Raw genomic sequence first — 17,741 nt, forward strand, 5'->3', positions numbered from 1 at the left:
CTTTATGAAAAAGATAATCATTGCGGATGATGAACACAAAATATTAATGTCACTGGAATATAGTTTTAAAAAGAACGGTTATGACGTTTATATTGCCCGTGATGGAACGGAGGTTCTGGAGTTTTTAAAAACCATGGTTCCGGATGTGATTCTTCTCGATATCATGATGCCGAATCTTGACGGTTACAGCACGTTAGACCTCATCAAACAGGATGAAAAAATGAAAAACACCAAGGTGATCTTCCTGAGCGCGAAAAACAATCCAAGAGATATTGAAAAAGGGCTTGAAATGGGGGCGGACGCCTATGTAACAAAACCCTATTCTATTAAAAAACTGATGCAGCAGATTGAGGAGATGTTTTAGGGAGACAAGAAGCATCTCACTTTGACAAGAAGAAGCAAAAAAAAACACCAAACACACGATTATTACTATGGATTCAGATACTCTATTTAAACAAAGCATAGAAGACAAAGAAAAATTTTGGAAAGAGCAGGCCGAAGCTATACAATGGTTTCAATTCCCTCAACAAATCCTATCAAAAGACCCCAACGACTATCCACAGTGGTTTGCTGATGGAGAGCTTAATATGTGTTATTTATGTATTGACAAACATATTGAAGATGGTTTTGGCGATCAGAATGCTATTGTTTACGATTCTCCGGTTACAGGTCAAAAGAGAATATATACATTCAATCAGGCCAAGGAAGAAATATCAAAATTGGCAGGAGGATTAACTTCTTTAGGACTAAAAAAAGGTGACACAGCGGTTATTTATATGCCGATGATCCCACAAACCCTTTTTGCTATGCTTGCCTGCGCAAGAATTGGCGTTATTCATAATGTGGTTTTTGGCGGATTCGCTCCTCATGAGCTGGTGGTAAGAATTGATGACTGTAAGCCTAAAGTTTTAATCACGGCAACCGCAGGAATAGAGATCGCCAAAAGAATCCCTTATCTTCCATTGGTAGAAAAGGCCATTGAATTGGCACAGGATAAAGTAGACAATATTATCGTTTACGACAGAAAATTAGTAGATAATCGGGATGAAATGTTTGATGGACTGATCGATTATGAAGAATTGGTTCAAAAATCAGCTCCTATTGACTGTGTTTCTATAGAATCCACTCACCCACTCTATCTGCTTTATACTTCCGGAACTACAGGAAAACCTAAAGGGATTGTTCGTGACACGGGCGGCTATGCCACAGCACTAAAGTTCTCCATGAAATACATGTACGGTGTTGAACCCGGCGAAACCTATTGGGCTGCCTCTGATTTCGGTTGGGCTGTTGGACACAGTTATTCTGTTTATGGGCCGCTCCTCAATAGAAATACAACAATTATTTTTGAAGGAAAGCCTATTATGACACCTGATGCAGGAACTTTTTGGAGAATTATCTCTGAATATAAAGTTTCTGTTATGTTCACAGCTCCCACTGCTATCAGAGCAATAAAAAAAGAAGACCCTAATGGTGAACTGGTAAAAAAATATGATCTGTCTCATTTCAAAAAGCAGTTTCTTGCCGGTGAACGCTGTGATGTAGCTACTTTGGACTGGTTTGGTGAGCATATCGGGGTTCCAGCTATCGATCACTGGTGGCAGACAGAGTCCGGATGGCCAATGCTCGGCTTATTAACATTTGACGACAATTACAACATCAAAAGAGCTTCTGCAGGAAAACCCATTCCAGGATATGACATCAAAATTTTTGATGAAAACGGACTGGAGCTGAACCCGCACCATGAAGGCTATTTAGTTATAAAGTTACCTCTTCCGCCAGGAGCTATGCTAGGAATCTGGAAGGATTATGATCGATTTGAGAACAGCTATTTATCCCAATACAAAGGATATTATTTTTCCGGTGACGGCGCTATACAGGATGAAGATGGCTATATTTTCATCACGGGAAGAGTGGATGACGTAATCAATGTAGCCGGCCATCGACTTTCAACATCCGAAATGGAAGAAATTGTTTCTTCACATCCTGATGTTGCGGAATGCGCTGTGGTGGGAATTGATGATGATCTAAAAGGACAGGTTCCGTTTGCAACGGTGGTTCTAAAAAATGGTTCCTCCATTACCGAAGAGGACATCGAAAAAAATATCATTCAGATGGTTCGTGAAAAGATTGGCGCTGTAGCTTTTTTAAAAAACACAATGGTTGTCAAAAGATTACCCAAAACCCGATCCGGAAAGATTTTAAGAAAGCTTATCAGAACATTGCTGGACGGGAAAGATTTTCAGATTCCGTCTACCATTGATGATGAAAAAATTATTGAAGAAATCCAGGAAAAGATCAGGGAATATAGGGGGTAAGCGAAAAATTAAACATATATTTAAAATACAATTCAAATTTCAAAAAACGAAAGGGATATGAGAAATTACTTAATAGAAGATTTACCACAATACTTTGAAGATTACAAAAAATCTATCAAAAATCCGAAGAAATTCTGGGATAAGGTAGCCGATCAAAATTTTGTGTGGTATCAGAGATGGAGCAAGGTTGTTAAGTACGATATGAATGAAGCTAAAATCGAATGGTTTAAAAATGCCAAACTTAATATCACCAAAAACTGTCTGGACAGGCATCTCGCCATAAGAGGAGATAAAACAGCCATTATCTGGGAACCGAATGATCCTAAAGAAGAGGCTCAGCATATTTCATACAACGAATTGTATACCCGTGTTAATAAAACAGCTAATGTTTTAAAGGATATGGGTATTGAAAAAGGAGACAGAGTCTGCATCTACCTTCCGATGATTCCGGAGTTGGCTATTACCATGCTGGCTTGTGCCAAACTGGGAGCTGTTCATTCTGTTATTTTTGCCGGATTTTCTGCCTCTGCCGTATCTTCAAGGGTGAATGATTGTGAAGCTAAAATGATAATCACTTCAGATGGAAGTTATAGAGGAAGTAAAGTTCTGGATCTGAAAAGTATTGTGGATGAAGCGTTGGAAAAAACACCAACTATTGAAAAAGTTTTGGTGGTGAAGAGAACTCACAATGAAATCAAGATGAAGGAAGGAAGAGATCATTGGCTGGCAGATCTGTATGAAAAAGCCTCCACTGATTTCGTAACCGTTATTATGGATTCTGAAGATCCGCTTTTCATTCTTTACACTTCCGGTTCTACTGGAAAACCAAAAGGAATGCTTCACACCTGTGCCGGATACATGGTCTATACCGCTTATACCTTCAAAAATGTATTTAATTATAAAGAAAACGATATTTATTGGTGTACCGCAGATATTGGTTGGATCACAGGCCACTCTTACATTCTTTACGGACCATTATTGAATGGAGCTACTACTGTTATTTTCGAGGGAGTCCCAACCTATCCTGAGCCGGATCGTTTCTGGGAAGTGATTGAAAAACATAAGATCACCCAATTCTATACCGCTCCTACTGCTATTCGTTCCTTAGCTAAAGAAAGCACTGAATGGGTAGACAAACATGATCTGAGCTCTTTGAAAGTAATCGGATCTGTAGGAGAACCTATCAATGATGAAGCATGGCATTGGTTTAACGATCACGTAGGAAAGAAGAAATGTCCGATTGTTGATACCTGGTGGCAAACCGAAACGGGAGGAATCATGATTTCACCGCTTCCTTTTGTAACTCCCACCAAACCAACTTATGCCACTCTTCCTCTACCGGGAATCCAACCCGTTTTGATGGATGATAAGCGTAATGAAATTACTGGAAATCAGGTAACCGGAAACTTATGTATCCGTTTTCCATGGCCGGGAATCGCAAGAACCATCTGGGGTGACCATCAAAGATATAAAGAAACTTACTTTACCGCTTTCCCTGGAAAATATTTTACGGGAGATGGCGCTTTGAGAGACGAAGTAGGCTACTACAGAATTACCGGCCGTGTTGATGATGTAATCATTGTTTCCGGACACAATTTAGGAACTGCTCCTATTGAAGACAGCATCAACCAACACCCTGCCGTTGCAGAATCTGCCATCGTAGGTTATCCACATGACATCAAAGGAAATGCTTTATATGGCTATGTAACACTTAAAGAAACCGGCGAAGGTCGTGATAAGGAAAACCTTAAGAAAGAAATCAATCAGTTGATTTCCGATCAGATTGGGCCTATTGCTAAGCTGGATAAAATACAATTCGTTTCAGGACTTCCAAAAACACGTTCCGGTAAGATTATGCGTAGAATTCTTAGGAAAATTGCAGAGGGAGACTTCAGTAATTTCGGAGATATCAGCACATTACTAAATCCGGAAATTGTAGATGAAATTAAAAACGAAAGAATTTAATCGAATCTCAAATAGTAAAACAAAAAGATCATTTCTATACGAAATGGTCTTTTTTTATCTATAGAAAGAACGATGAAGTATAAAATATAATCTGTAGATTTTACACCTGAACGGTCTGCCAAATCTGCGGGAGCAATAAGTAATTCATATCAGAAAGTTAGAGTTAAATAATAAAAAATGTTCGCAGTACCTTTCATCAGGGTGATTTATGAATTATCACAGATTTATCAAATGATTAAAAAATTATCAGTTTTACAAATTTAAACACGCGTTCAATAGATATCTTCAAATAATTTAACATTATAATATAGATAAAATATTAATAGATATTTTTTTTTGGCTATACATCAAAAAAATAAGAAAATTTTATTAACTTTAATCAGAACTTTAAAACCCATTAATTATGTCAAATATATTAGCTGGGCTATTTGAGCACAATAGCGATTACAAAAAGCTTGAAAGTGATCTGGAAAATTCAGGAATTCCTAGTTCAGATTACATTGTATACCTTAACAGTGAAGCGAGTAACGCCCAATACCTGGCAAGTGTGGCGGTAAAGGATAGCGGCCAGGCGGATAGTGCCCGGAGCATTTTCACGAAAAATGCAGTTATAAAGACTTATTTCTTCGAAAATATGAGCATTGATCAGGCAAATTATGATACCATAAAAAAGTATATCGATGCCAGAAACAGGGCCGAAATCCATAACAGTCCTGATATTAAAATTAAAACGTCCAGTGACGGCATGAATTCAGAAGTGAAATTCTAAACGACATAAAACTTAATAACCGAAAATCCGTAGTACATACTGCGGATTTTTTATGTTTGAAAAAAGTAAAAATTTTCGTATTTTCGTTTAATTATAGGCATCTGCACAAATGAGTTACGATTTAGAACAAGAGAATAAAGAGATCCTTGCCAGATATAAGGATCTGATTTCTAACACCTACAGAACGCTGGATGAGGAAAATAACAAACTTATCCGGAAAGCATTCGATATTGCATTGGATGCTCATAAGGACCAAAGGAGAAAATCCGGGGAGCCTTACATTTACCATCCTATCGCTGTAGCCAAAATTGTAGCGACAGAAATTGGCTTGGGCGCAACTTCCATTGCCTGTGCATTGCTTCATGATGTGATTGAGGATTCTGACTATACCTATGAAGATCTGAAAAAAATCTTTGGGGAAAAAATCGCCAATATCGTGAATGGATTAACCAAAATATCCATCATGAATCATCAGAATATCTCTGTACAGTCAGAAAACTACAGAAAACTGTTGCTGACACTGTCTGAGGATTTCAGGGTTATTCTGATCAAAATTGCAGACCGTCTTCACAATATGCGGACATTGGAAAGTATGGCTCCGGACAAGCAGAAAAAAATCGCTTCAGAAACGGTTTATATCTATGCTCCGATGGCTCACCGTCTTGGGTTATATAATATCAAATCCGAGCTGGAAGACCTTTCCCTAAAATACAATAATCCTGAGGTATACAATGAAATCACGGAGAAATTGGAATTGGCCAAAGAAAGCCGCGAAAGATATATTGAAGAATTCAAAACTGAAGTTTCTGAACGACTGAAAGAAGAAGGTTTAAATTTCACCATCAAAGGACGTGCAAAAGCTATTTCTTCCATTTACAGAAAAATGCTGAAGCAGGGGGTTTCTTTTGAAGAAGTTTTTGACAACTATGCGATCAGAATTATCTATAAATCGGATGCTAAAAACGAAAAATTCCTGGCATGGAAGATTTATTCCATTGTTACGGATGTTTATCACAGTAACCCATCAAGAATGCGTGACTGGATTACCCAACCCCGTTCTACAGGATATGAAAGTTTGCACCTGACCGTTCTTGGCCCAGATAAAAAATGGATTGAAGCACAGATCCGTTCAGAACGAATGGATGAGATCGCTGAAAAAGGGGTGGCTGCTCATTACAAATACAAGGAAGGCTATAAGCAAAGTTCTGATGATCGTAATTTTGAAAAATGGGTTACGGAGATCCGTGAAGTGCTTGAGCAGCAGCAAAACCTGTCTACTTCCGAACTTTTGGATAATATCAAACTGAACCTTTATTCCAAAGAAGTATTTGTGTTTACGCCAAAAGGAGAAATTAAAATTCTACCAACCAATGCAACCGCTCTGGACTTTGCCTTTTCCGTCCACTCTGACCTGGGAATGAAGTGTTTGGGGGCCAAAATCAATGGAAAATTGGTTCCTATTTCCTATATTCTACAAAATGGTGATCAGATCGATATCCTTTCTTCTCAGAATCAGAAACCTAAATCTGACTGGCTGGAGTTCGTTGTCACTTCGAAAGCTAAATCAAAGATTAAAAGCTACCTGAATTCCCAGAAAAATCAACTGGTAGAAGAAGGAAAAGAAATTTTACAAAGAAAACTTCGTCATGCGAAAATCAATTTTAATGATGAAGAAATTAATAAATTACAAAAGTTTTTTAACTTAAAATCTTCTCAGGAACTTTTCCTTAAATTCCAAAGCAACGAACTGGATGTCAGTAGCTTAAGAAAATACATTGAAAGTAAGAACGTATTCAACAACTTACTCTCAAGATTCAGAAAGTCTCCATCTAAAAGCGTTAACTTCGAGGAACCGAAAGAGCAAAACCTTGATATGATCGTCTTTGGAAAAGATGAGGAAAAACTGAATTACACCTATGCAAAATGCTGTACTGTAATTCCGGGAGACAAGATCTTCGGATTTATCACTATTTCTGATGGAATCAAGGTACACAGTGATAACTGTCCGAATGCCATTAATCTTAGAGCACAATATGACTACCGTGTCATTCCTGCCAAATGGGTGAACGAAGAAAGTTTCAAAAACCGAGTGAAAATTGAAATCGAAGGTCTTGACAGAATGGGAATGATTAATGACATTACCACAGTCATTAGTGGGAGTATGGGAATGGACATGAAAAGTATGTCTATTGAATCCAACAACGGCGTTTTCACCGGAAATATCAATCTTGAAGTTAAAAATAAGGGGCAATTGGAGGAAACCTTCAAGAAGCTCAAGAATATTAATGGAGTCTCCAGGGTGAGACGACTACAATCATAAACATGAATTTATCACTCTATTTTAAAAAATTTTTCAACAACAGTCAAGCCTCAGGAATCATCCTTATTTTCTGCGTGCTTATTTCATTACTTATTGCCAATTCCTCTCTTGCCGGAAGCTTTCAAAGCTTTTTAGACAAGGAAATAGGAACCCATCTGTTTGAGCTGGAATATCCTGTCAGCATCTGGATCAATGATGGTCTGATGGCCGTATTTTTCCTTTTGGTGGGGCTGGAAATTAAAAGAGAACTTGTAGAAGGTGAGCTTTCTTCTTTCAAGAATGCATCATTGCCTATTTTTGCAGCAGTGGGCGGAATGCTTGTACCTGCTGTTGTGTACAGTATTTTCAATTCCGGAACAGAATACAGCAATGGCTGGGGAATTCCGATGGCTACGGATATTGCTTTTTCTTTAGCGATTATTTCGATGTTAGGAAAGAAAATTCCTAATTCAATTAAAATATTCCTGGCTGCATTAGCGATCGTTGATGACCTGGGGGCCATTCTTGTGATTGCAATTTTTTATACTGAACAGATTCACTGGACTTATCTCCTACTCTCTTTTGGTGTAACAGCTCTGTTGTTTATTTTAAATTTTTTAAAGGTTACCAAAACAATATTTTATATTATCCCTGGATTATTTTTATGGTATTTCCTTCATCACTCGGGAATCCATGCAACCATTGCAGGAGTTTTACTGGCATTTTCAATTCCTACGAATGCATCTAATGTAGAAATTTCACCATTGGAAAAACTGGAACATCAGCTTCATATTCCTGTAAGCTTTTTAATCATGCCTATTTTCGCTCTGACAAATACCAATATTACTTTCTCAAATGAAATGGTAGCCGGTGTTACGAGTACATTAGGACTAGGAATTATCTGCGGATTGATTCTTGGAAAACTGATTGGAATTAACTTATTCTCTTTAATTGCCATTAAATTAAAGCTTAGCTCTTTACCACAAAACAGTAACTGGACTCAGATGATAGGTGTAGGACTTCTGGCCGGGATCGGATTTACAATGTCCATTTTCATTGCCTTATTATCATTTAAAGGAGAGATTGAGATTCAGGATGAAGCTAAATTTGCCATCCTGATTGCTTCTTTTATTGCAGCAATTTTGGGATATCTAATTTTAAGTCTAAGTTCTAAAGGAAATATGGAACCGGAAGAAGATTAATTCTTCTTCTGGTCTCCCAGCTTTCTTCTGTGCTGTTCATCACTTTCAAAATCCGGCTCTGTAACAGGTGTGTGATAATGAACAGTTTCTTTCTGAATTTCATCTGACAGCAGCTTTTCTATTCTAAGTTTCCTGATCGCCATATTCAGTTCGTTTCCAAAGAGTAAAAGATATACATTGACATTTACCCATACCATCAGCAGGATCATACTTCCAATAGATCCGTAAAGCACATTATATCGGGCAATATCTTTTACATAGATGGCAAAAATATAGGTCGTAAGCAAAAATAATACGGTTGTAAGAATTGCCCCCGGAACAGCCTGTCTGAATCTGGTAATTTTTACGGTTCCCAACCAGTAAAATAAGGTTAAAAGAATAAAATAAAATAACGGAAAAGAAACGAAACCAATGATACTGGAAAGGTTATCCACCAACCATGTTACATCATAAGCGGGAGCAAAAAGCTTCATCACAACTTCTACATAATAGACTCCGAAAAGCGTTAAAAATACAATGGTAATAAAGCCTATTGTAATAAAGAATGAAAGAATAAATTCCTTTACATCACTGAGCTTTTCTTCTGTATTTTCATTAAATCCATTAATCAGGGAAAAAGTACCATTTGTTGCAAAAATAAGTGCCAATACGATAGTCAGATTACTAATCCCTTTCATATTGGGAATGATATTGGTTTCGATATACCCTCTCACATCACCTTCCATATTAGAAGGAAAAACATTATGCATCAGCACCTCAAAAATATAAAATTGAAGTTTATCATAATGCGGCATATAAGGCAATACCGAAAGCAGGAACAGGATAAAAGGGAATAAACTCATGGTAAAGCTCCAGGAAATTGCTGCTGCTTTTCGCCCTATCTTTCCTTTGAAAATCCCGGAGATATAGATCTGAAACATCTGCCAAAGTGATATTCCCAAAACGGGAATATGGATGTCGTCAAAAAACTCCTGAACCTTCAGGATAAATCGGGGAACCTTTACACTCATCTATTGCAATTTCGTAATTAGTTAAGAGATCAAATACCAAATGACTCAAATTACGAGTATTTTTTAAGATATTTTCTCTGTCTCTCTTACAAATATAAACATTTTCCCTCTCCTGTTTCTCAATCTGAATTATATAGAATGGAGACTTACAGACATTCACAATAAAAATCCCGATCATTTCCCTTTTATAGATATCATCCTTTTCAAATTAAATGCAAACCATTAAAATAATAAAAATAATAATCGGACGACTATGCATTAAATTGTCTTAAATGATGATCCATATGCTTGTAAACAAAAATACCAATCTCCTCTTTTGTCATCTTTCCAAAAAAGTCGTGAATAAAATTAGGGTTGGTGTAATTCACATAGGAAGCAATCTGTTCTTTCCAGTTCTTCTTCAGAGCTTCAGTATCTCCTGATGATTCCTTTATTGCAAAACTTCCTGCTGGAGAATTTCTGCTCATAGGTTTATCATCCTTTACCATTCCCTTCAGGACCATTTTACCAAAGAGTTTCCCTAAAAAATCCTGCTTATAGGTATAATGACTACTGCCAAGCATCCAGTCATTCCATACAGTACAATGTTTTACCATTTGATAGAGGTTCATTTTCCCCCATTGTGCAGTATTCTTTTGAGAAAGCGTATCAATCCTGCTGATAAGTTCCTCTCTAACATTAGAATCAAATATTGTTTTCATAATAAATATTTTTGTAAAATTATTATACTTAAAAAATAGTTCTACTACGCAAAAACGACATATGACGGTGTATTTTGTGCCAAAATTTATATACCTTTAGGTATTAATATACTGATATGAAACACATTTCAATTATATTATATGACAATGTAATGGGTACGGCAGTTTCCAACACTATTGCATTGCTTACCAGTGCCAATGATATGGCCCTTAGGAATCATTTGCCTGTTCTTTTTCAAATAGAAATAGTCGGAATTGACAAAAAAGAAGTAAAATCTAATCTTCCTATACAGTTTCAATGTTCAAAAACCATAGCTGAAGAGTTCAAGACAGATGTAGTTATTATTTCACCCAATAATATCACTTCACCAAAACAGATCGATACATTATTGGCTGAAAATCATCAGCTTCTTAAATGGATAGAAGAAAAATATAATCAAAAAGCTGAAATCATCAGTTTGTGTACAGGCGCTTATTTTTTAGCTGAATGCGGGCTATTAAACGGTATGCCTGCCACTTCACACTGGGGTGCTATGGAAGACCTGCGGAAAAGATATCCATTGATTGACTTTAAACCAGATCATGTTGTTACCCATTCCAAGGCAATCATCACAGGTGGTGGTGGATTTTCCTCTTTAAATGCCCTGCTTTATTTTATAGAAAAGAATTCCACAAAGGAAATTGCCATAGAACTCAGCAAATATTATGCACTGGACTATGGCCGAACTTCGCAGAATATTTTCAGTATTTTTTCCGGACAGCGTCTTCATGATGACCATGAAATTCATCAGGCACAAAATTATATTGAAAAAGGCATTAAAACTGATCTTTCTGTAGAACAGCTTGCAGAGCGCGTCAATATGAGCAAACGAAACTTTATCCGCAGATTTAAAAATGCTACTACGTTGAATCCTATAGAATACATTCAGCGGGTAAAGGTGGAAGCAGCCAAAAAAGCACTAGAAACCGGAGAATTCAATATTGCGGATATTACTTACAGTATTGGTTACAATGATCTGAAAACATTCAGGACCTTATTCAAACGAGTGACTGGCCTTACCCCCATTGACTACAAAAACAAGTATAAAGGCAATTTAATAGATTAAAAATCAAGGAGAGATTTACTTTAAACCACCAATTAGAAACATTTATCACCTAATTCTAACCGGTAAAAATCACTATCTTTGCCGCCTGAAACTTCTTATAATGCGAATCAGCTTACTTTGTATCGGCAAAACGGATGATAAAGAGATTACCTCTTTGATTAATTATTATCTTAACCGCCTTCCTAAGCACTGGAATTTTGAAATTACTGAGATTCCTGATGTTAAAAATGCTAAAAACCTGTCTCCGGATCTTCTTAAAAAAGAAGAAACCAAACTTTTTCTGAATCATATTGATAAAAATGATCTTGTTGTCATCCTTGATGAAAAAGGAAAACAGTTTACAAGCCGTGAATTTTCTCAGAAAATTGATACATGGATGAATTCTTCCGTAAAAAAAGTACATATCCTGATTGGAGGAGCCTATGGTTTTTCGGAAGATATGTATAATAGAGCCAATGAAAAGATGTCATTATCGAAAATGACTTTTACCCATCAGATGATCCGTTTATTTATTGTGGAACAGCTTTACCGTGCAGATCAAATTCTTCAGGGCAAGCCTTATCATAATGATTAAAAGTCACTTATTTTACAAATACCGCTTAAATAGCAGATTATATTTTTAATCCGATCTGCCTTTTCGCTTCTCCTACCACAAAAGCAACAGAATTGGCAATATTAAAACTTCGGATCAGCTTCGACATCGGAATGGTTAAATGTTGGTCAAATTGGTTCAAAACCTCTTCACTCAAGCCAACACTTTCTTTTCCGAAAACAAGCCAGTCACCATCCTGAAAATCATTTTCCAAATAGGATTTTTCGGCATGTGAACTCATTAGAAAAACACGTGACGGATCGGGAATATTTTTAACCCATTCTTCTACATTGGCATATTCAGTAACGTCAAGATGTACCCAATAATCCAATCCGGATCGCTTCAGGTTTTTATCATTAATTACAAATCCAAAAGGATGAACTAAGTGCAGTTTACATTCTGTACCCACACACAAACGTCCGATATTTCCTGTATTATTAGGGATTTCAGGCTCTACAAGAACAACATTTAACATGTATATTTTTTATATGAATAGAAAACAGCTAAAGATAATCGTATTGTTATATTCAGCTGTTTTTTTATTGATGATTAATAATAATGAATATTGTATTATTTTTTAACACACTTAGCATAATACTCAGCTAATATGGCTTTTTCATAGCCTAAACCTACGGCTCTATCAAGGTTTTCACAGGCTTCTTTTGGTTTCGCTGTATTAAATAAAATCATCGCTTTGGTTACATACGACTGGGAAAACTTCGGATCTATAGAAATCGCTTTATTTACATCGGCAAATGCATCTTTATTTCTTTTCATCTTCAAATAAACATCTGCTCTTCCGTTATACAGTAATGATTCGGGTTTTTCTGCAATAAGTTTATTATAATCTTTCAATGCATCTTCCAGTTCGCCATGATTTTTTTTCAGATTGGCTAATCCTGTTTTAGCAAAAATATTATCCGGTGCAAAAGTCAGGATATGATTGAGATCTGCTTTAGCCAAATCTTTTTTGTCCTGCGTTTCATAGATTTTAGAGCGTGTAAGATATAAATCAGGGCTTTTATCGTTTACTTTAAGACCACTTTCAATGTACTCCAATGCTTTTTTCTTATCTCCTTTCTGGCTGTATAGCGAAGAAAGATTTTCATACACAGAAATAGACATCGGATTGGTCTTTAAAGCCATATCATAAGATTTAAAGGCAAGATTGGTCTTTCCTAACCTTCTTTGAGCCGTTCCGAGATTGTTATAATATTCAGATTGAATTTTTCGGATCTGTTCCTTCTCTGCCAGTTTGGAATATTGTTCTTCAGCACATTTATAATCTGCTTTTTTAAAACATTCTTCAGCCATTTTTTTATCCTGTGCAAAGACATTTAAAGAAAAGCTAACAGAAGCTAACAGTAATAAAGATTTTTTCATGAAGTTATATTTTGTTTGTTGATTACTTTTTTAGCGAGTGCACCAAATATCACTCCCAATAAAGATCCAACAAACGCCCCCACCAAAATATCAATTGGAAAATGCACTCCTAAATATATTCGGCTGTAGGAAACCACTATAGCCCATACAAATATAGCATAAGGAAACCATTTAAGTTTATTTTTAAGCAAAATACTTAAAAAGGCGGCTAAAAAGAATGTATTGGACGCATGTGCAGAATAAAATCCAAACTGTCCACCACATTTCACAATTCTCATATAATGTTCTAAACTAGGATCATGGCATGGCCTCAACCTTGCCACTCCATATTTGAATACACTGGCAAGCTGGTCTGAAACCGTTGCCCCAAGTGCTAAAAATATAAGAATAAAAACTAAAGATTTTAGTTTATAGTTTTTGTATAAAAAATATAGGAATATAATGTAAAGCGGTACCCAGATCCAAGTGCTGGATATCAGCATCCAAAATTGATCAAAGGCTGGGTCTCCCAAGTTATTAAGGTATAAAAATACCTGCTTATCTTCCTGAATAATTTCCTCCATACATTATCTGCTTACAGGCCCTTCGTAAGTTTCATCATCGGCAGGCTTTGGTTTTGGAGGTTCCTGAGTGGTAGAAGCAGGTTCTGTAAGAACATCTTTTTCAATGTCCTTCATCGGGTTGAAATCTTTGGCAGCATCTTTTACTTTCTCAATTTCGCGCTTAATCTCAGAAACAGGGTTATCTGTTTCCTTCATAATCTCGGTCTTGATATCTTCCACTGCGCCACGCATTTTTCTAACACCCGCACCTAAGTCACGTGCAATCTGAGGCAGTTTATCCGGTCCGAACAATACAACGATTGCTATTGCAATCAATGCCATTTCTCCAATGCTTAATTCCATGTTGTAAAATTACGAAAGATTATACATTTATTTGCGGTAAACTAAAAATTTAAACAAATTTTAAGATTTTGAGTGAAAGACTCTTTTAAAGTTCAAGGTTTTTAGCTCAAAGTTTGATGCTTAAGGTTGTGATCCATTCAATAATCCAAAATTTTGATACTTGATTACTCCATTAACTTCTTTCATCTATTTGTCTATGATCTTTCTGTTTCCAAGCTTCAATCCCTTTCTCAAATCCTTTCCTTAAAACAGCAATTACCCTCAAATTAACAAATAATTAATTCAAAATATTGAGAATTACACAACATTTAAGTATATTTACTATACACAACCTAAATAAAATATATTATGAAAAAATTAGTTACTGCCTTTAAATTTATGGCCGTATTAACGGTTTTGACGCTCAGCAGTTGTAGTGATGAGAACAATGAAATCACAAAACAGGAAGCGGTTCAGGCAAAAATCACCACTGCTGATTTGCAAAAGGAAACTACTGCCATTTCTCTCATCGTTCCTGGTACTGTACAAACTCAATTAGATGAATCACAAAAAAATCTTGAAAAATATTTGAAAAGTGATTTACAGATTGCCGGAGTAAAGGTGATTGGACAAATTTCAACGCAAAAAGGAATTGAAATTTCAAAAAGCCTTGTTGCAGATAAGGATCAGTTTATTGCTATAGGAAACCTTATGGATCTTTCTACTGTAAAATTAGGTAGAATTGGTGATCTATACGTAGGTGATGATCTTAGCACAGCTCAAACCGGATTAAAAGAAATGGTAACTGAAGCAATAAAAACAGGAACCAACGTTATGGAAGTAATCTGGAGCAACAAAAACGGAAGATTTACAAGCCTTTGTTTCTATAATGATTCAGGAATTATCTGGGATAATGTTCTTGGAGGTTTGATTATGATGGACACCAGAGGTACTGTAGAAAATTCAAATGCAGCAGCAGCAAAAGTTGCCTCTAAATGGTATAAAGAATGGTGGACAGCAAGCTGGCTTTGGGGGTCTAAAAGAGGTGAAATGGGATATCAGATTACCATCTATTATACTGGTTCATCAGTATCTAATGCAGATGTGAATGACTGGGCCAATATCAGCTTAGGAAAAGCAAAAAGCGAAAGCAAGATTACCAAAAAAACAGGCGCTTACGGACAATGTCAATATGCATTGGGACTTTGTACTCCAACGGGGTCTTTAAGCTTTAATGCCAGCAAATTCTCTGTTTCATTCTCCGGATTAGGCAGCAATATGGTAAGCAATGGATACAAATCATTATATCCTTAATTTTCATAGAATATAAAATTTTCAAAATGATAAAGGGAAGTCTGATAACAGCTTCCCTTTATTGATTATAGAATTAGATTGATCTATTTTATCGTTTCTGCTTCAGAAGCTCAATCGCATTTTCCTTCAAGCCAAAAACATCCTTCAGCATCTGGAAAAGCTGAACATCATTTTCAATAGAAACAGATTCTTTACCGCCCGTTTTTTTTCTGATATTCAAAGTATCATTACTGAATGTATACCTTGCATTTTCATCAACCTTTGAAAAAACCAGATTTTTCTTGAAATTAGATTCCGGATGAGTAGCCAGATACCAATTACAAATCTCAAGATCAGGAGACTCTACTTCCTCCAATTCAAAACGATACACCGGCAGCCACTTTTCCCTCCAGGTCCAGAGTGTGTAGGCTCCATTTTTCTGTAAGATTTTAAACTGTTCATTGGGCGTATCCTGAGGTTCAACATTATTCAGCAACAAAGGAGCAGTTAATGTAGCCGTTCCAAAACCACAATCTACAAGATATTTTTGTCCTTCCCATTCTACAATTAGCAATAAGTGTGTTTTAGCCGCGCTACTGTTTTCATCTTTTCTCCATAGTACTCTCCCCAACTGCAATTGCACTTTAAAACCAAAATATTTCAGAACTTCACTCAAAAGCAGATTTTGTTCATAACAATATCCACCTCTGGATTCCACCACTAATTTCTCAAAAATATTTTCGAAATCCAGCAACGGAACTGTTCCCGTATAAGAATCTATATTTTCAAAAGGAATATACTGAGGGTGCAGCTGATGGATTCTTTTTAAAAACTCCATATTCGCTCCCAAATCTCCGGAATAATGGATTCTTTTGAGGTATTTTTCTAATTTTAAATCATCCATAATTTAAATGAAAGCCGTTTTACAACTTCTCTTTAGTTTTATTAAATATTTCTTTTTTATTAAAAGCAGAATAAGTGATAACTACACTAATTGCCATTAAAATAAATGCAAGGAAAAACGGAGCTCCTGAAAACTCAAACGGGGCTTCATCATGCGTAAAGAAGTAGAACAAATTGGTCATCATGGGAGGCCCGATAATTGAAGTGGCGCTCATCAAACTAGTCAATGCTCCTTGAAGTTCGCCCTGCTCATTGGAAGGTACGCTTTTCGTAATCACTGACTGCAGAGCCGGTCCACAAATTCCTCCTAAACAGTAGGGAACTAAAAAGGCAAACATCATCCACCCTTCTGAAGCAAAAGCAAATAATAATAATCCTATTGCATACATGGCCAGACCATAATAAATACTTTTCTGCTCTCCCAGCCTTGGTGTAGTCCATCTGATTAAAAGACCTTGCACCAAACCAACAAGCAGCCCTACAACTCCTAATGAAATACCTACCATTCTCTCTGTCCAGTTGAATTTATACATGGTAAAGAAACTCCAATTACTCTGCACGGCATGTCCAGCAATATAGATCAAGATCAATGCAGTAATAAGCCCCGAAATTTCCGGGTGTTTTCCTAAAAATTTAAAAGATCCTACAGGATTGGCACGTTTCCAGTCAAACTCTCTTCTCTTATTTTTATCCAAACTTTCGGGAAGAATAAAATAGCCATAAAGGAAATTAAGAAGACATAAACCTGCGGCTGCATAGAAAGGAACTCTGGCTCCATAATGACCTAGAACACCTCCCAGAACCGGTCCTATAATGAATCCCAGACCAAAAGCAGCTCCAATTAATCCAAAGTTTTTTGCCCGGTCTTCATCTGTTGAAATGTCTGCAATATAGGCACTCGCCGTGGTTACACTTGCTCCGGTAATTCCCGCAATAACCCTTCCAAGGAACAGCCACCAGATGCTTGGAGCCAAAGCAAGAAAAATATAATCTATGGCAAATCCGAAAAGCGAGATCAGAATAATAGGTCTACGACCGTATTTATCACTCAGGTTTCCAACCAGTGGAGAAAAGATAAATTGTGTAAATGCATAAGCAAATCCCAGCCAGCCGCCATATTTTGCAGCTTCACTGATATCTGCATGAATCAATTCTTCTATTAATTTAGGAACAACGGGAATAATGATTCCCCACCCTGTAATATCAATTAGTAAAGTAATAAATATAAAGCCTATCGCTGCTTTTTTCTTTGAATTTTCCATGATGATGCAAAATTAATCAAATCTTAAAAAATAATGATTCTAAATTTCATTATA

Annotated in this window: 17 protein-coding genes; 9 read left to right on the forward strand and 8 right to left on the reverse strand. The window is 36.4% G+C overall.

Annotation, left to right across the window (positions count from 1 at the left end):
- Positions 1-4: 4 nt before the first annotated feature.
- From EG344_RS02770 to nhaA, 6 genes are all read left to right on the forward strand, one after another.
- Complete coding sequence (locus EG344_RS02770) at positions 5-364, forward strand: response regulator transcription factor (RefSeq protein ID WP_123860212.1); 360 nt, start codon at positions 5-7, stop codon at positions 362-364.
- 67 nt (positions 365-431) lie between these two features.
- Positions 432-2,318 carry an AMP-binding protein gene (locus tag EG344_RS02775; protein WP_123908180.1) on the forward strand — a complete coding sequence of 629 codons (1,887 nt, stop codon included), beginning with the start codon at positions 432-434 and terminating at the stop codon, positions 2,316-2,318.
- A gap of 57 nt (positions 2,319-2,375) precedes the next feature.
- Positions 2,376-4,283, forward strand: a complete 1,908-nt coding sequence (acs, locus tag EG344_RS02780) for an acetate--CoA ligase (protein ID WP_123908181.1) — start codon at positions 2,376-2,378, stop codon at positions 4,281-4,283.
- A 403-nt stretch (positions 4,284-4,686) separates the two neighbouring features.
- Positions 4,687-5,052 carry a hypothetical protein gene (locus EG344_RS02785; RefSeq protein ID WP_123908182.1) on the forward strand — a complete coding sequence of 122 codons (366 nt, stop codon included), beginning with the start codon at positions 4,687-4,689 and terminating at the stop codon, positions 5,050-5,052.
- Positions 5,053-5,161: 109 nt separating this feature from the next.
- Positions 5,162-7,372 carry a RelA/SpoT family protein gene (locus EG344_RS02790; RefSeq protein WP_123860208.1) on the forward strand — a complete coding sequence of 737 codons (2,211 nt, stop codon included), beginning with the start codon at positions 5,162-5,164 and terminating at the stop codon, positions 7,370-7,372.
- A gap of 2 nt (positions 7,373-7,374) precedes the next feature.
- A complete protein-coding gene (nhaA, locus tag EG344_RS02795; protein ID WP_123908183.1) occupies positions 7,375-8,553 on the forward strand; it encodes a Na+/H+ antiporter NhaA in 1,179 nt (392 codons plus the stop codon).
- On the opposite strand, the gene EG344_RS02800 is transcribed toward nhaA, so the two are convergent.
- Positions 8,550-9,563 carry a YihY/virulence factor BrkB family protein gene (locus tag EG344_RS02800; RefSeq protein ID WP_123908184.1) on the reverse strand — a complete coding sequence of 338 codons (1,014 nt, stop codon included), beginning with the start codon at positions 9,561-9,563 and terminating at the stop codon, positions 8,550-8,552. The genes nhaA and EG344_RS02800 overlap by 4 nt on opposite strands.
- 251 nt (positions 9,564-9,814) lie before the next feature.
- Positions 9,815-10,264, reverse strand: a complete 450-nt coding sequence (locus tag EG344_RS02805; protein WP_123908185.1) for a DUF1569 domain-containing protein — start codon at positions 10,262-10,264, stop codon at positions 9,815-9,817.
- Between the two features lie 116 nt (positions 10,265-10,380).
- Between EG344_RS02805 and EG344_RS02810 the strand changes: the two genes are divergently transcribed.
- Both EG344_RS02810 and EG344_RS02815 read left to right on the forward strand, forming a co-directional pair.
- On the forward strand, positions 10,381-11,370 hold the full coding sequence (locus EG344_RS02810) for a GlxA family transcriptional regulator (RefSeq protein ID WP_123908186.1): 990 nt from the start codon (positions 10,381-10,383) through the stop codon (positions 11,368-11,370).
- A gap of 100 nt (positions 11,371-11,470) precedes the next feature.
- The gene (locus tag EG344_RS02815) at positions 11,471-11,944 is read left to right on the forward strand and encodes a 23S rRNA (pseudouridine(1915)-N(3))-methyltransferase RlmH (RefSeq protein ID WP_123908187.1); all 474 of its coding nucleotides are present in this window, start codon (positions 11,471-11,473) and stop codon (positions 11,942-11,944) included.
- A gap of 37 nt (positions 11,945-11,981) precedes the next feature.
- Here the strand turns inward: EG344_RS02815 and EG344_RS02820 are convergent, their stop codons facing one another.
- The 4 genes from EG344_RS02820 to EG344_RS02835 all read right to left on the reverse strand — a co-directional run bounded on the left by EG344_RS02820 (position 11,982) and on the right by EG344_RS02835 (position 14,250).
- Positions 11,982-12,437, reverse strand: a complete 456-nt coding sequence (locus EG344_RS02820; RefSeq protein ID WP_123908188.1) for a tRNA (cytidine(34)-2'-O)-methyltransferase — start codon at positions 12,435-12,437, stop codon at positions 11,982-11,984.
- 95 nt (positions 12,438-12,532) lie between these two features.
- On the reverse strand, positions 12,533-13,345 hold the full coding sequence (locus tag EG344_RS02825) for a tetratricopeptide repeat protein (RefSeq protein ID WP_123908189.1): 813 nt from the start codon (positions 13,343-13,345) through the stop codon (positions 12,533-12,535).
- Positions 13,342-13,908, reverse strand: coding sequence for a phosphatase PAP2 family protein (locus tag EG344_RS02830; protein WP_123860202.1), 567 nt, complete (start codon positions 13,906-13,908; stop codon positions 13,342-13,344). The genes EG344_RS02825 and EG344_RS02830 overlap by 4 nt, the downstream gene beginning before the upstream one ends.
- 3 nt (positions 13,909-13,911) lie before the next feature.
- Positions 13,912-14,250, reverse strand: coding sequence for a twin-arginine translocase TatA/TatE family subunit (locus EG344_RS02835; RefSeq protein ID WP_123908190.1), 339 nt, complete (start codon positions 14,248-14,250; stop codon positions 13,912-13,914).
- A gap of 348 nt (positions 14,251-14,598) precedes the next feature.
- On the opposite strand from EG344_RS02835, the gene EG344_RS02840 reads away from it, so the two are divergent.
- Positions 14,599-15,543 carry a hypothetical protein gene (locus EG344_RS02840; RefSeq protein WP_123908191.1) on the forward strand — a complete coding sequence of 315 codons (945 nt, stop codon included), beginning with the start codon at positions 14,599-14,601 and terminating at the stop codon, positions 15,541-15,543.
- 88 nt (positions 15,544-15,631) lie between these two features.
- On the opposite strand, the gene EG344_RS02845 is transcribed toward EG344_RS02840, so the two are convergent.
- Together EG344_RS02845 and EG344_RS02850 are read right to left on the reverse strand one after the other, a co-directional pair.
- Positions 15,632-16,426, reverse strand: coding sequence for an arylamine N-acetyltransferase family protein (locus EG344_RS02845; RefSeq protein WP_123908192.1), 795 nt, complete (start codon positions 16,424-16,426; stop codon positions 15,632-15,634).
- A gap of 19 nt (positions 16,427-16,445) precedes the next feature.
- Positions 16,446-17,687 carry a TCR/Tet family MFS transporter gene (locus EG344_RS02850; RefSeq protein ID WP_123908193.1) on the reverse strand — a complete coding sequence of 414 codons (1,242 nt, stop codon included), beginning with the start codon at positions 17,685-17,687 and terminating at the stop codon, positions 16,446-16,448.
- Positions 17,688-17,741 lie beyond the last annotated feature (54 nt).

The organism is Chryseobacterium sp. G0162 (assembly GCF_003815715.1).
Classification (GTDB): Bacteria; Bacteroidota; Bacteroidia; order Flavobacteriales; family Weeksellaceae; genus Chryseobacterium.